Origin of the sequence: Bacillus sp. CH_70 (assembly GCF_038007045.1) — a bacterium.
GTDB lineage: Bacteria > Bacillota > Bacilli > Bacillales > Bacillaceae_G > Bacillus_A > Bacillus_A cereus.
Map to the genome: position 1 here is coordinate 489,378 of NZ_JBBOWL010000001.1, position 14,481 is coordinate 503,858.

Sequence of the window (14,481 nt, forward strand, 5' to 3'; positions counted from 1 at the left end):
TATATAAAAAATCTTAGTCCTGTACTAATCAAAAATGGAGGAGATTAGGATGACTCAAGTATTAGAAAATGTTAAAAACGCATGGGAAAACTTTAAAGGTGAAAAATGGAAAGCAGAGATTGATGTTCGCGATTTCATTTTAAATAATGTAAACGTTTTCGAAGGAGACGAATCTTTCTTAGCAGAAGCAACTGAAGCAACGAAACAACTTTGGGATCAAGTAATGGATTTAACAACAAAAGAACGTGAAAACGGTGGCGTTCTTGATATGGATACAAAAATTGTTTCTTCTATTACATCACATGACCCAGGATACTTAAATAAAGATATTGAAAAAGTAGTCGGTTTCCAAACTGATAAACCATTTAAACGTTCTTTACAACCATATGGTGGTATTCGTATGGCAGAACAAGCTTGTGAATCTTATGGATACGAAATGGACAAAGAACTTAGTCGTATTTTTAGAGATTGGAGAAAGACTCATAACCAAGGTGTATTTGATGCTTATACACCAGAAATGAGAAATGCACGTAAATCAGGTGTTATTACTGGTCTTCCAGATGCATACGGTCGTGGACGCATTATCGGTGACTATCGACGCGTAGCATTATATGGTATTGATCATTTAATTGAAGCGAAAAAAGCTGATTTGAATTTAACTGGTGGTGTAATGAGCGAAGATACAATGCGTTTACGCGAAGAGTTATCTGAGCAAATGCGTGCACTTCAAGAACTAAAACAAATGGCTGCTTCTCATGGTTTCGATATTTCTAAACCAGCAACAAATGCACAAGAAGCATTCCAGTGGTTATACTTCGCATATCTTGCAGCGATTAAAGAGCAAAACGGAGCTGCAATGAGTCTTGGACGTACTTCTACATTCTTAGATATTTACATTGAAAGAGATTTAGCAAATGGTACTTTAACAGAAGAAGAAGTACAAGAAATTGTAGATCACTTCATTATGAAATTACGTCTTGTGAAATTCGCAAGAACACCTGATTATAATGAATTATTCTCTGGTGACCCAACTTGGGTAACTGAATCTATCGGTGGTATGGCATTAGATGGTCGTCCATTAGTAACAAAGAACTCATTCCGTTTCTTGCATACATTAGATAATTTAGGACCAGCTCCAGAACCGAATTTAACAGTTCTTTGGTCTAAACAATTACCAGAGAACTTTAAAAACTACTGTGCGAAAATGTCCATCAAAACATCAGCAATTCAATATGAAAATGATGACATTATGCGTGCTGATTACGGCGATGATTACGGAATCGCTTGTTGTGTATCTGCAATGAGAATCGGTAAGCAAATGCAGTTCTTCGGAGCTCGTGCAAACTTAGCGAAAGCATTATTATATGCGATTAACGGTGGTAAAGATGAAAAATCAAAAGCACAAGTTGGTCCTGAGTACGCACCAATTACTTCTGAAGTACTAAATTACGAAGAAGTTATGCATAAGTTTGATATGACAATGGAATGGTTAGCGGGTCTATATTTAAACACATTAAATGTTATCCATTACATGCATGATAAATATAGCTATGAACGTATTGAAATGGCACTTCATGATACAAATGTTCTTCGTACAATGGCAACAGGTATCGCGGGTCTATCTGTAGTAGCAGACTCATTAAGTGCAATTAAATACGCACAAGTAAAACCAATCCGTGATGAAAATGGTATTGCAGTTGACTTCGAGATTGAAGGAGACTTTCCAAAATACGGTAACAATGATGATCGTGTAGATGAGATCGCTGTAAATCTCGTGAAAACATTTATGAATAAACTGCGTAAACATAAAACATATCGTAATTCCGTTCATACAATGTCAATTTTAACTATTACATCTAACGTTGTATACGGTAAGAAAACTGGTAACACTCCAGATGGACGCCGTACTGGAGAACCATTTGCACCAGGTGCAAATCCAATGCATGGACGTGATACAAAAGGTGCATTAGCTTCATTATTATCTGTAGCTAAATTACCATATGAAGATGCACAAGATGGTATTTCTAATACATTCTCTATTATTCCAAAAGCACTTGGTAAAGAAGATGATGTACAAGTACGTAACTTAGTATCTATGCTTGATGGCTATGCAGTAAAAGAAGGCCATCACTTAAATATTAACGTATTTAATCGTGAAACATTAATGGATGCAATGGAACATCCTGAGAAATATCCACAATTAACAATTCGCGTATCTGGTTACGCTGTAAACTTTATTAAATTAACTCGTGAACAACAAATTGATGTAATTAACCGTACAATGCATGAAAGCATGTAAATGAAAAAAGTGTCCCTTCGCTTTTAATACATAGCGAAGGGAGGCTGTTTCAATAAAGGAGGAAGTAACATGGTAAAAGGAAGAATACATTCTGTAGAGTCTTGTGGTACTGTTGATGGCCCAGGGATTCGTTATGTCATATTTACACAAGGGTGTTTATTACGTTGTCAATATTGTCATAATGCTGATACGTGGGAAATCGGTAAAGGTAAAGAAATAACAGTTGAAGAAGTGATGCAGGATGTGACATGTTACCTTCCATTTATTGAAGCCTCCGGAGGTGGTATAACAGTGAGCGGTGGAGAGCCATTATTACAGCTAGACTTTTTAATTGAGTTGTTTAAAAAGTGTAAAGAGGCTGGTATCCATACAACAATCGACTCTTCTGGTGGGTGTTATTCTGAGGAACCAGAATTCCAAAATAAGCTAGATATTTTAATGGATTATACAGATTTAGTTTTATTGGATTTGAAACATATCGATTCCAAAAAGCATCGTAAATTAACAGGGAAACCAAATGAACATATTTTACAATTTGCTCGTTATTTATCGGATAAGAATAAAGCGATTTGGGTACGACACGTATTAGTTCCTGGTGTTACGGATAATGAAGAGGATCTACAAAAACTATCTAGCTTTATTCAAAGTCTGTCTAATGTTCAAAAAGTTGAAGTGTTACCATATCATAAGCTTGGTGTATATAAATGGGAGGCGCTTGGACACAAGTACCCACTCGCAAATGTAGAACCACCTACTGAGAAAAATGTAGAACATGCTAAACATATTTTACAAGCGGTCTAATCCAAATATTGGATTAGGCTTTTTGCTTTCTTTACAATAAAATCTAGAGTATATATTGATAAAAGAGTATACTGAAAGTAGAATATCCATAATTTTGTACGGACTAAGTGGATAAATTTACATAATTGTAAAGGGAAATCAAAATAGTAAAAAGAATTAAGAAGTAAAAGAGTGAGTATCATGGAATAGAGAAGATTTGTAAGTTATTGCGAAAGCTCTTATAGGAAAGTATAATGTAAAGATATGAGCACAGATAGGATTAAGGGGTCAATCTTATATGCTTTGCATATCCACGACAGGTACATAGCTGAAAAGGGAATTATTAGAATCTGTTTATGTAATTTTTAAGGAAAATGTTTTTCCTATTGTCGTATATGCAATATGGAGAAACAAAAAGCTAGGAGTGGATTTGTTTGATAAAAAACCCCAAGGTTTTAATATTAACTGCACATTACGGTAATGGTCATGTGCAAGTAGCAAAAACATTAGAACAAACATTTCGCCAAAAAGGAATTGAAGATGTTATTGTATGCGACTTGTTTGGAGAATCACATCCATTTATAACTGACATTACAAAATATCTATATTTAAAAAGTTATACAATAGGAAAAGAATTATATCGTTTGTTTTATTACGGGGTAGAAAAAATTTATGATAAGAAAATAGCATCTTGGTATGCGAACTTTGGAAGAAAACGTTTGAAAACACTGTTACAGGTGGAAAAACCAGATATTGTAATTAATACATTTCCAATTATTGCTGTACCAGAATTGAAAAAACAAACGGGGATTTCAATTCCTGTCTATAACGTATTAACGGATTTTTGCGTGCACAAAATATGGATTCATCGAGAAGTAGATCGTTATTTTGTTGCAACGGATTACGTGAAAGAATTGATGGTTGATATCGGTGTACCTGCGGAACAAATTGTTGAAACAGGAATTCCAATTCGGAGTAGTTTTGAGTTAAAGGTAAATTCAGACATCATATATAATAAATATCAGTTATGTAAGAATAAAAAGATTTTACTAATTGTAGCAGGTGCTCATGGGGTATTAGGAAATGTAAAAGAACTATGCCAATCATTTATGTCAGTGCCTAATTTACAAGTAGTTGTCGTTTGTGGAAAAAATGAAGCTTTAAAACATGATTTATTAAGTTTACAGAAGCAAAATTCCGATGCATTAAAAGTGTTTGGATATGTTGAAAATATTGATGAATTATTCCGAGTTACTTCTTGTATGATTACGAAGCCAGGCGGAATAACATTAAGTGAAGCAGCAGCGTTGCAAGTACCTGTCATTTTATATAAGCCTGTTCCAGGACAAGAAAATGAAAATGCGATGTACTTTGAAAAAAAAGGAGCAGCAGTTGTCATTCGCGATGATAGTGAGGTTTTCGCAAAAACAGAGGCATTATTACAAGATGATGTGAAGCTTCTTCAAATGAAAGAAGCAATGAAAAGCATCTATCTTCCAGAGCCAGCTGGTCATATTGTAGATGCAATTTTGGCAGAAAATCATGCAGAACCGCGTCATATACCTATTAAATCACCTGCTCTTGCACAATCTTTTACTTAATATGAAACCCTCTTTGTATATGTAAAGAGGGTTCTTTATTATTTTCAAAGAAAATTTAGCCAGTTATCCACAAAATAATTACGCTTTCATTAAACAGTAAAGTCGGAATATTAACAACTATATCCACATTGTCCACAATTTTTAGAAAAATATCCACAATTAAAACAGCTGATATATGCTTGAATATAGAAAAATATTAAGTGTTTTTGAAAATTACTAACAATTCCATTGATTTTGTGGATAAAGTTGTCCACAGCAAAAAGCCCCTTATGTATAAGGGGCTTTTTGCTTACTTCTATCAGTCGAGAAAATTATGTAATGAAAATGAATAATTAGGGGGGAAACTTCTAATTATTCATTTTCACTTTAAATGCTTTTCGAGCGATATCCTGCTGCACGATCTGCTTTTTGAAATTCGCGTTGATAGAGAACTTCTTGTGTACTAGATAATGTGTTTTTTGCTTTATCACGTTTCTTTTTATCCATTACAAATCACCTCGTGTCTTAAAGTTACTATTTATCGTTTCCAAAGACATGAGGGGATATACGCATATGGAAAATGTTAATGATTGATTATCATTTCAGAAAATTTAGATTATGCTTCTTTTAATTGATGAGCATCTTGGAAGGTTGTATCTCGCATTGTAGCAAGTGTGTATTGATCTTTTGGAATTTCATATAAGTTATATACTTCTTCGTTTGCGTTAATTTCATCATATACGGCTTTTCTTGTTTCGTTTGCTAGATTCACATATTGCAGTTTTTCTGCAGCTTTAATAGAACGAATATTTATTTTACGAATACGCATGAAAATTGTTTCAATATCTAATTCGTAGAAAAGTTCACTAAAAAATGAATCTTTTGCCAATTTATTATAGCCTTTTCCATGATATGGTTTGCCAAGCCATGTCCCGAGAAATCCAGCTTTTTCTTGCACATCAAATAAAGTAATTGTTCCGATAGGGTTACCCCATTCATCTAAAATTGTGCGTGAAATTAATTCACCACGCTCTTCAGCTTCAATCGTTTGTTTCGTTAAGAATAAATATTCTTCATAAGAATAAGCCTTTTGACGCACAAAAGGGAAGACAGCTGGATCCACCATTAACTCGTATAGAACGTGGCTGTCGTGTAAGTCGCGTTTTTTCAACATACTAACTCCTCCTCACACGAGGGTAGCATGACGAAAAAACACCCCACCCTCGAAATTTTTATATCAATCTTTAAAAAATTTCGGGGTGGGAATCGAACCCACTAGAACCAGTTTCTAACGCTGGTGGCGCACCATTTGCCTTCCCCATTCATCAATTTGAAAATGATAATCACGACACAAATTGATTATGGTTTCATTCAGTTTATAATCGTATAATACTTTATCTAGTCAAAAAAATAAACTAGTTTTTTTTATTTTTTTTGTAAATTATTTTTCCATCAATCATAGTTAGTACAGGCTTGGCTAAATAATGGAAAGGATGATGAGTCCATAACACGAGATCGGCGTCTTTTCCAACCTCGATGCTTCCAATTCTATCCTCTAAACGCAAATTTCGCGCTGGGAATATGGTGATTCCTTCTAGTGCTGTTTTCTCATCTAACCCTTCTCTTACTGCGACAGCAGCACAAATATTTAAATACTGAATGGGTGTATAAGGATGGTCTGTTGTTATAGAAACTTCCACACCATTTTTGGATAATATATGGTAAGTATCCCATGTCTTGTTTTTTAGTTCGATTTTAGAACGGCGTGTCAGAGTGGGACCAACTGAAACCTTCAAATTGTGTTTCGAAAGCTCTTCAACAAGAAAGTGTCCTTCTGTACAATGTTCAATACGTAGATCGAGGTTGAATTCCGTTGCAAAGCGTAGCGCAGAACTAATATCATCTGCTCTGTGAGCGTGGATACGTACGGGTATTTCACGACGTAATGCTTTTAAAATAGGAAGCATTCGAAAATCAGCTTCGTGCCCGTAGTGTTGTGCTTCATAGAATGATTCCCGAAGTAACCCCATAATCCCCATACGTGTTATGGATTCTTTTGTTCCATTACTATGGACTTTTTTAGGGTTTTCTCCAAAGGCAATCTTTAAACCAGCAGGTTCTTGAATAATCATATGATCAATACAAGTTCCAGCTGTTTTTATTACACAAGTAGTACCCCCGATAATATTTTGACTGCCAGGCATAACGTGAACGGTTGTAATTCCATTTTGTACAGCGTCTTGAAAGGCGATATCGAGAGGATGGATTCCATCTAAAGAACGAATATGTGGTGTTGAAACTTCAGATGTTTCATTGGCATCATTTCCAGCCCAACCAGTACCTTCATCATAGAGACCAAGGTGAGTATGGACATCAATAAAGCCAGGTAAGAGATGGAGTGCTCGTGCATCTATAACGGTCATATCTTGAGTAGGTTGAATAAAAGGTTTGACCTCGGTAATTCGCTCTCCTGTAACGAGTACATCGCCTTGAAACTTTGGAGATGTAATAGGGTATACAATGGCTTGTTTGAGCAATATTTTCATAGGTACCTCATTTCTGTTACTTTATAATGCTAATGGAAGTTAAGGGAAAGTAACTGAAAGGTTATTTGTATGGTAATGCTTCGGATCCTAGAAAATGAAAGTTTTAAAAGTGCCCATGTAAAATTGTGTTTTAGAAGTACTACATTGTATGCGAAAGTATATTTTGTAATGCATGGTCTATTGCCGGAAATGTGTATTGGTATCCATGTTTAATTGCTTTACTAGGTAATACATGTTGCCCTTCTAGTACAAGTATGCTCATCTCACCTAATAAGGCGTGAAGCATAAATGAAGGGACAGGCAGCCAATGTGGTTTTCTCGTTGCCGCAGCGATGGTCTTTCCAAATTCCTTCATTCTTATAGGTGTTGGTGCTGTCATATTAAGAGGACCATCAATTTCTTTTTTGTGTATGATGAAATCCATCATACGAACGACATCGTCTATATGAATCCATGATAACCATTGTTTCCCAGAACCAATGGTGCCGCCGATATAGAATTGATAGGGAAGTAACATTTTTGGCAAGGCTCCGCCATCTGCACCTAATACAACGCCAAATCTTGTGTAAATTGTTCTTATTCCGAGAGAACATGCTTTAGCTGCTTCTTGTTCCCATAAAAATACTGTTTCTGCTAAAAAGTCATTTCCGGGAGTTTCTTGTTGCTCAGTAAAAGACTCTACTTCAGATGTTCCGTAGTATCCAATAGCACTTGCATTAATAAATGTATGTGGTTTTTTATGGAGTGCCTGCAATTGTTTAATGAGTCCTTTTGTTGTTTGAATTCTACTGTTTAAAATGACTTTCTTTTGTTTCTTTGTCCATCTACTATTAATAGACTCTCCGGCTAGATTAATAACTACATCAATAGAAGAGAGGGGGAAGGTTTGTAAATCTGGTGTCCATTGAACATACTGAAGGTTAGGGTCGTAAGTTTCAGTAGTTTTTTTTCGTGTGAGGATGTAAACAGTATATCCTTTTTGAACAAAAAAAGTAGAAAGATATTTACCGATAAAGCCTGTACCACCAGAAATTGCGATTTTCACAAGTATTTCCTCCTCATTATATATATTCTTGAAAAGAAAAAATGTTCCTCGACTATGTTAAAATAATAGAGAGGTGAGAGTATGGCTGTCATTACAAAAATAGAAGTACAAAAACGATCGAAAGAACGATTTAATATTTATATTGATAAAGGCCAAGGTGAAGAGTACGGGTTTAGTGTGGATCAAGTAATCTTAATGAAACATGGATTACAAAAAGGCTTAGAAATTGATGAAATAGAGTTAGGAAATATTTTGTACAATGAAGAGGTACAAAAAGCATATTTACAAGCAATCTCCTATTTATCCTATCAAATGAGAACAAAACAAGAAATAGAAGATTTTTTACGAAAAAAAGAAGTGGGACAAGCCATCATCTCTGAAGTCGTTTCGAAATTATTACATGACCGATATATTAATGATAAAGAGTACGCTGTTTTATATACGCGAACGCAAAGTAATGTGAATCGAAAAGGTCCAACTGTTATTAAAAGAGAGTTGTTAAATAAAGGTGTTCAAGATTTACTTATTATGCACAGTTTACAAGAATATCCGAAGGAAAAGCAAATTGAGAATGCCTTGTTTCTCATAGAAAAGAAGAAAAAATCTTATCAAAAGCATTCTTTTTTACAAATGAAGCTAAAGTTAGATGAGATGCTTGTTCGAAAAGGATATTCTAGAGAAGTAATTCAAATTTGTTTGGAAGAATTGAAAGACGAAAGAGATGACGAAAAGCAACAAGAAGCGTTACACTATCATGGGAATAAATATTATGAGAAATATAAGAAGTATGATGGATGGACATTTGAAAACAAGATGAAACAAGCGTTATATAGAAAAGGATTCTCGATTGATGAAATTGAGATATTTTTGCAAATGAAACGCGAAGAGGAATGAGGAGAATAAGATGAATATGCCAAAACGCTACAGTGAAATGACACCGCATGAGCTAAGGGAAGAAATTGGCGCTTTGAAGGAGCAAGCAGTAAAAGCTGAGCAGCTTGGGATTGTCAATGAATTTGATGTATTAATGAGAAAAATGGCAATGGCTCGTGCTTATATGACGGATATAAACAAGTTCCGTATTGGTGAAATATATGAATTAGTAGAAGAACCTGGTGTATTATTTAAAATTACGTATTTCAATGGGGTATTTGCTTGGGGATATAAGCAAAATGATAATGAAGAGATTGGCATACCAATTTCCTTATTGCAAGAAAAATAAAAACCAGAGAGCACATATCTCTCTGGTTTTCATCTTTGGTAGGCGTTAAAGGAGATAGGAGATTCTAAAATTGGCGTTTTTTACATTCATTTGCCAATATAATGAGAGACTGGGTTTGTTGCGTCTGTCCGTTAACTTGCGCTTTCGCATGTTTTGGACGAGTCCACGTATGGTTAAATAATTCAGAACGACTATCTAAGCGATCACGGTAGCTCATCTTTATCACCTCGTGTAGGAAGTTAATTTAATTTGTACTACTCTTCCTGCTGATTTGCAGCACGCATACGTTCTTGTGGGTGCGTGTTAATTGTGCCGTTAGGTCGCTTCGAAGCGAAGCGTGATTTCGCTTTCGGCTGACCGTCGATTTTGCTGTTGTTTTTTGACTCAGACCAAAATTCGGCTTGTTTACCCATTGCGAACGCCCTCCTCCTCATCAGTTGATACCTCTTTAAGAAGTATCACTTATAGAATGTGCAAAACAGAAGAAACTATCCTTTAGAAATGAAGGGATAAATAGGTAAAAGGAGATTAGAACATGAATGATATTTATGAAGCATTAACGAAAGAATTATTAGACAAGAATGACAAGCTTTCTTACGGACAAGCTCGTGCATGGGTTGAATTACTTTGGGAAGATTTTCAAACAACTTATGCAAAATCAGGGCGTTATCAAGGTGAGGAAATGACTGAGCAAGTGGTACGATCATGGATTAATAATCATGGTGTACGCCTTCATGAAATGCGTACAAACAATCCGAAGTATAGTCATTTAATTAATCAAGAAGATCATTTGAAACATTAAAAAAAGCGACTTGAGTCGCTTTTTTTAATGTGGAAGTAATTCCAGTTTTTTTCGAAGTTTTTCTTCACTAAAAATCCATCCTGTATAGGAACTAATAATATTTAAATTATGGTCGAGCTGAACAATCGCGACAAATGGATAATAATCTTTACTTCGATACCGTAAATCAATGAATCGTACTTCGTAATAATGATCATGATCAAAAATATCCCAGCGATATACAGGAGAGAAAGATAGGAAGGCCGAGATGTTTTCATCTTGTTTAGCTGCTCGCATAATATCATTGTCTGGGAACGGTACCCGATCGAACTTGTCATATATCATGATGTTACCACGGTGCCATCTCGCAACGTAGTAATAATCAGCTGTAACGACTGCTAAATGATAATGATAAAATCGGTAAGAAGGAGAAATGATAATCTTTTCGACATTTTTGAAACGTTTGTGTACAACGCTTCTTATATTTCTGTGCATCATAATTCGTCCGATATAGTAAACAATCATTAATATATATGCTGCTAAGGCAGTGTATCCTTTATGAGAACCGACGAGCATGCAAGCAATTGCAAGTATATGGATAAAGAAAATTACGGTATCGAATGTATTAATCACGCCGAGTGCGACCCATTTTTTTGTGAAAGGCCGTAATGCTTGTGTACCATAGGCGTTGAAAATATCTACAAAGACGTGAAGGAAGACTGCAATAAATGACCAAAGTAGTAGATGAAGATATGGAGCGTCTGAAAAGAAGGCGAAAGAGATGCCACTTATAAGGAATGACCAAAGAATTACCGCGGGAATGGAATGAGTAACTCCGCGATGATTTCTTATATATTTAGCGTTATTACGCAATTTTAAAACTGTGTCAATGTCAGGAATGTTGGAACCAGCAATTGTAGCAAGCATAACAGCTTGTGGGCCAATATCACTTTGTGCTATGGCTGGATCTAATGTTGCTAAGCTACCTAAAGTGATACCCATAACAAGGTGAGTGGCTGTGTCCATAGAAATCCACCTCCGTTTTTTATTAATGTAACTCTTTTTATTCGATACCTCAAGTCCTTTGCCTTCAATTTCCTATGTCATCTTACTTAAATTTTTTCCTAAAATCTTTATAATAGTACTTATATGCAAAAAAATGAGGGGGATCAAGTTTGACACTTGAAATACTAAAAAATTTTAATATAGAGCAGTTTCAAAATGATTTAATTGGTTGGTTTGAAGAAGAACAGCGCGACTTACCATGGAGAAAAAATAAAGATCCATACCGCGTTTGGGTTTCGGAAATTATGTTACAGCAAACAAGAGTAGAAGCTGTAAAACCATATTACGCAAATTTTATGGGGAAGTTTCCTACACTTGAAGCGTTAGCGAACGCAGATGATGAAGAAGTATTAAAAGCATGGGAAGGTTTAGGATATTATTCTAGAGCACGTAATTTACATGCGGCAGTAAAAGAGGTAAAAGAAGTATACGGCGGGGTTGTACCGAGTGATGTAAAGAAAATTGAAAAGTTAAAAGGTGTGGGACCATATACAAAAGGCGCTATTTTAAGTATCGCATATGGTATACCAGAGCCGGCAGTTGATGGAAATGTTATGCGTGTATTATCTCGCATTTTATCAGTATGGGATGATATTGCAAAACCAAAGACTCGAAAAGTTTTTGAAGAGATTGTGCGTGAAATTATTTCGAAAGAAAATCCATCTTATTTTAATCAAGGTTTGATGGAGTTAGGTGCATTGATTTGCATTCCAAAAAATCCATCTTGCTTACTTTGTCCTGTACGTGAGCATTGCAAAGGATATGCTGAAGGTGTTCAAAAAGAACTACCAGTAAAAAGTAAAGCGAAAGCTCCTACAATGGTACCGCTTGTTGCAGGAGTACTTCAAACTGAAGATGGTCGTTACGTTATTAATAAACGTCCAAGTAGCGGATTATTAGCTAATATGTGGGAGTTTCCGAATATTGAACTTGGCGAAGGGATTCGAAGTCAGAAAGAACAGCTTATAGATTATATGAAAGAAAAGTTTGAGCTTTCGATTTCTATTGATGAGTACGCAATGAATGTACAACATACATTTACTCATCGTACTTGGGATATATTTGTATTTTACGGAAAAGTAACCGGTGATATTGTTGAAACAGATACATTGAAACTTGTATCGAAAGAAGCATTTGAGCAGTTACCTTTCTCTAAATCGCATCGTACGATTTATGAGAGTTGTGTTGAGAAAATTACAATGCAATAAACAAAAAAGTGTTCCCTAAATTGGGAACACTTTTTTAATCGTAAGAAATTTTTGTCCCATGAGTCCAACTGGCATCACCTTCTTGTAAGCCGCCCCTTGATTCGATCTCTATTACAATTTCTTTATAAATACTTTGCCCTTCCGCATTTAAATAGGGCAAAATCTGTTGTAATGAATGATGAAAATAAGCTAATTCATCTTCTTTCCATTCGTTTTTTGAAAGCATCGTTAGTTCAGTCATATCGCGTCCTATATACATATTTCCACCTCCATTTTCTATAGTTTGAATGAGTAACAAGAGATATATGCGGAATTTTTTTAAAAGAAAATTACGGATAGCTTCTAGTTGAATTGGTTACATTATTGATTGTGGAGGTGAGAAAGATGAGTAAAAAACAACAAGGTTATAACAAGGCAACTTCTGGTGCTAGCATTCAAAGTACAAATGCTAGTTATGGTACAGAGTTTGCAACTGAAACAAATGTACAAGCAGTAAAACAAGCAAACGCACAATCAGAAGCAAAGAAAGCACAAGCTTCTGGTGCACAAAGTGCAAACGCTAGTTATGGTACAGAATTTGCAACTGAAACAGACGTGCATGCTGTGAAAAAACAAAATGCTAAGTCAGCTGCAAAACAATCACAATCTTCTAGTTCAAACGAGTAATGAAAGAAAAACACTTCTCCAATTCGAGAGAAGTGTTTTCTTTGTGTGCGGGTCATTGTAATGAAAAGAAAGTGAACGACATAACTTCTAATAAGTCAACAAATGTTGTCAAAGGAGAAGGAAGTTAAAGATTAGAAATATATAATTAGGAATAATAACTGATGAAGAAATCCAAAAGGGGGTAAGTAATGAACGATTTTGATAAGTTGGTGGGAGAACAATTGGAAACGATGGATGAGCTGTTAAAATTGCAATCACACTTAGAGAAGTATCAACAAATTGAAATGAATGAAAAAGATACGTGCGATAAAAAAGAACTGCATTTTATCCGTCAGGAAATATATAGAACAGAAGTAGCGTTGAAGATGTTACATGAGAAATTTGAAGAACAAACGAATAGTGTAATCCAATCTTTTACAACTGAAAAAATGATTTCAAATTTAGGATAAGATATATTATTGCCTTCAGGTGAAAAGTCCTTCAAATAGAGAGGGGCTTTTTCTATTACATGTCCTCGTTTATAAATAATACAGTACAATCCTTGTGTTCTGAGAAGATTGGGTATTATTGTATTTAACGATAAACCTCCTGCATATTCAGTGTGGAAAATAGAGTCTTATCCCTTTAGTTTTAAAATTTTGACAAAAAAGTTATAATAGAAGAAAAGTGAATGCCGTTCAAAGGGCATTTGCAGTTGAAAGAAGGGAGCATATATGGGATTTCCCAAAGAAGGAGAAAAAGTACAAATACATAGTTATAAACATAATGGCTCCATTCATAGAATGTGGGAAGAAACAACAATTTTAAAAGGGACACAGAGTCTTGTGATCGGAGCGAATGATCGTACAGTAGTTACAGAATCGGATGGCCGAACATGGATTACGCGTGAACCAGCAATTTGTTATTTTCATGCCAACTATTGGTTTAATGTGATTGGGATGCTTAGGGAAGAGGGCGTATATTATTATTGTAATTTAAGCTCCCCTTTTGCGTATGATTCTGAAGCATTAAAGTATATTGATTATGATTTAGATATTAAAGTGTATCCAGATATGACATATACGCTTCTAGATGAAGATGAGTATGAAAAACATAGTCAAATTATGCAGTATCCACCTGTTATCGATACAATTTTAAAACGAAATGTAGCACATTTAACACAGTGGATTCATCAAAGAAAAGGTCCGTTCGCACCAGACTTCGTAGATATGTGGTATGAACGATATTTAATGTACAGAAATTAAAACAAACCTGCAGGGGGCTTCCCGGCAGGTTTGTCCTATTAGAGG

The 14,481-nt window shown here is 35.2% G+C and carries 18 protein-coding genes; 10 read left to right on the plus strand and 8 right to left on the minus strand.

The genetic code is table 11. The features are described 5' to 3' along the window. Positions 1-49: 49 nt before the first annotated feature. The 3 genes from pflB to N2V79_RS02500 all read left to right on the plus strand — a co-directional run bounded on the left by pflB (position 50) and on the right by N2V79_RS02500 (position 4,680). The gene (gene pflB / locus N2V79_RS02490) at positions 50-2,299 is read left to right on the plus strand and encodes a formate C-acetyltransferase (RefSeq protein WP_000195468.1); all 2,250 of its coding nucleotides are present in this window, start codon (positions 50-52) and stop codon (positions 2,297-2,299) included. Between the two features lie 69 nt (positions 2,300-2,368). After that, positions 2,369-3,100, plus strand: coding sequence for a pyruvate formate-lyase-activating protein (gene pflA / locus N2V79_RS02495; RefSeq protein ID WP_000238463.1), 732 nt, complete (start codon positions 2,369-2,371; stop codon positions 3,098-3,100). 413 nt (positions 3,101-3,513) lie between these two features. Further along, positions 3,514-4,680, plus strand: a complete 1,167-nt coding sequence (locus tag N2V79_RS02500; protein ID WP_053565322.1) for a diglucosyl diacylglycerol synthase — start codon at positions 3,514-3,516, stop codon at positions 4,678-4,680. 366 nt (positions 4,681-5,046) lie between these two features. Here N2V79_RS02500 and N2V79_RS02505 read toward each other — a convergent pair whose 3' ends face one another. The 4 genes from N2V79_RS02505 to N2V79_RS02520 all read right to left on the minus strand — a co-directional run bounded on the left by N2V79_RS02505 (position 5,047) and on the right by N2V79_RS02520 (position 8,250). Beyond that, positions 5,047-5,166, minus strand: coding sequence for a YfhE family protein (locus N2V79_RS02505; RefSeq protein WP_000358482.1), 120 nt, complete (start codon positions 5,164-5,166; stop codon positions 5,047-5,049). 109 nt (positions 5,167-5,275) lie between these two features. Further along, positions 5,276-5,833, minus strand: coding sequence for a GNAT family N-acetyltransferase (locus N2V79_RS02510; RefSeq protein WP_000914737.1), 558 nt, complete (start codon positions 5,831-5,833; stop codon positions 5,276-5,278). 241 nt (positions 5,834-6,074) lie between these two features. After that, positions 6,075-7,205, minus strand: a complete 1,131-nt coding sequence (locus N2V79_RS02515) for an amidohydrolase (protein ID WP_000698297.1) — start codon at positions 7,203-7,205, stop codon at positions 6,075-6,077. Between the two features lie 139 nt (positions 7,206-7,344). Beyond that, positions 7,345-8,250 (minus strand): TIGR01777 family oxidoreductase, encoded by a 906-nt coding sequence (locus N2V79_RS02520; protein WP_069354920.1) that lies wholly within the window; start codon positions 8,248-8,250, stop codon positions 7,345-7,347. An 81-nt stretch (positions 8,251-8,331) separates the two neighbouring features. On the opposite strand from N2V79_RS02520, the gene recX reads away from it, so the two are divergent. After that, the gene (gene recX, locus N2V79_RS02525; protein WP_053565320.1) at positions 8,332-9,144 is read left to right on the plus strand and encodes a recombination regulator RecX; all 813 of its coding nucleotides are present in this window, start codon (positions 8,332-8,334) and stop codon (positions 9,142-9,144) included. A 10-nt stretch (positions 9,145-9,154) separates the two neighbouring features. After that, on the plus strand, positions 9,155-9,472 hold the full coding sequence (locus tag N2V79_RS02530) for a YfhH family protein (protein ID WP_001057023.1): 318 nt from the start codon (positions 9,155-9,157) through the stop codon (positions 9,470-9,472). A gap of 64 nt (positions 9,473-9,536) precedes the next feature. On the opposite strand, the gene N2V79_RS02535 is transcribed toward N2V79_RS02530, so the two are convergent. Beyond that, entirely contained in the window at positions 9,537-9,689 is a 153-nt protein-coding gene (locus N2V79_RS02535; RefSeq protein ID WP_000122093.1) for a YpzG family protein, read from the minus strand. A gap of 37 nt (positions 9,690-9,726) precedes the next feature. After that, a complete protein-coding gene (locus N2V79_RS02540; protein ID WP_000517891.1) occupies positions 9,727-9,885 on the minus strand; it encodes a small, acid-soluble spore protein K in 159 nt (52 codons plus the stop codon). A 122-nt stretch (positions 9,886-10,007) separates the two neighbouring features. Here N2V79_RS02540 and N2V79_RS02545 point away from each other — a divergent pair, with 122 nt between their 5' ends. Continuing rightward, positions 10,008-10,274: a YfhJ family protein gene (locus tag N2V79_RS02545; RefSeq protein ID WP_000998159.1), complete on the plus strand. Its 267-nt coding sequence runs from the start codon at positions 10,008-10,010 to the stop codon at positions 10,272-10,274. Between the two features lie 24 nt (positions 10,275-10,298). Here the strand turns inward: N2V79_RS02545 and N2V79_RS02550 are convergent, their stop codons facing one another. Beyond that, positions 10,299-11,279, minus strand: a complete 981-nt coding sequence (locus N2V79_RS02550; RefSeq protein WP_000379115.1) for a metal-dependent hydrolase — start codon at positions 11,277-11,279, stop codon at positions 10,299-10,301. Positions 11,280-11,428: 149 nt separating this feature from the next. Here N2V79_RS02550 and mutY point away from each other — a divergent pair, with 149 nt between their 5' ends. Beyond that, entirely contained in the window at positions 11,429-12,526 is a 1,098-nt protein-coding gene (mutY, locus tag N2V79_RS02555; protein ID WP_069354921.1) for an A/G-specific adenine glycosylase, read from the plus strand. Between the two features lie 34 nt (positions 12,527-12,560). Here the strand turns inward: mutY and N2V79_RS02560 are convergent, their stop codons facing one another. Continuing rightward, positions 12,561-12,785 carry a hypothetical protein gene (locus N2V79_RS02560; protein WP_000275439.1) on the minus strand — a complete coding sequence of 75 codons (225 nt, stop codon included), beginning with the start codon at positions 12,783-12,785 and terminating at the stop codon, positions 12,561-12,563. Between the two features lie 125 nt (positions 12,786-12,910). Between N2V79_RS02560 and N2V79_RS02565 the strand changes: the two genes are divergently transcribed. The 3 genes from N2V79_RS02565 to ntdP all read left to right on the plus strand — a co-directional run bounded on the left by N2V79_RS02565 (position 12,911) and on the right by ntdP (position 14,436). Further along, positions 12,911-13,192, plus strand: a complete 282-nt coding sequence (locus N2V79_RS02565; RefSeq protein ID WP_000039034.1) for a gamma-type small acid-soluble spore protein — start codon at positions 12,911-12,913, stop codon at positions 13,190-13,192. A 188-nt stretch (positions 13,193-13,380) separates the two neighbouring features. Then, positions 13,381-13,641 (plus strand): YgaB family protein, encoded by a 261-nt coding sequence (locus N2V79_RS02570; RefSeq protein ID WP_000997586.1) that lies wholly within the window; start codon positions 13,381-13,383, stop codon positions 13,639-13,641. Between the two features lie 264 nt (positions 13,642-13,905). Next, positions 13,906-14,436, plus strand: a complete 531-nt coding sequence (gene ntdP, locus N2V79_RS02575; RefSeq protein WP_000506627.1) for a nucleoside tri-diphosphate phosphatase — start codon at positions 13,906-13,908, stop codon at positions 14,434-14,436. The last annotated feature ends 45 nt before the right edge of the window (positions 14,437-14,481 follow it).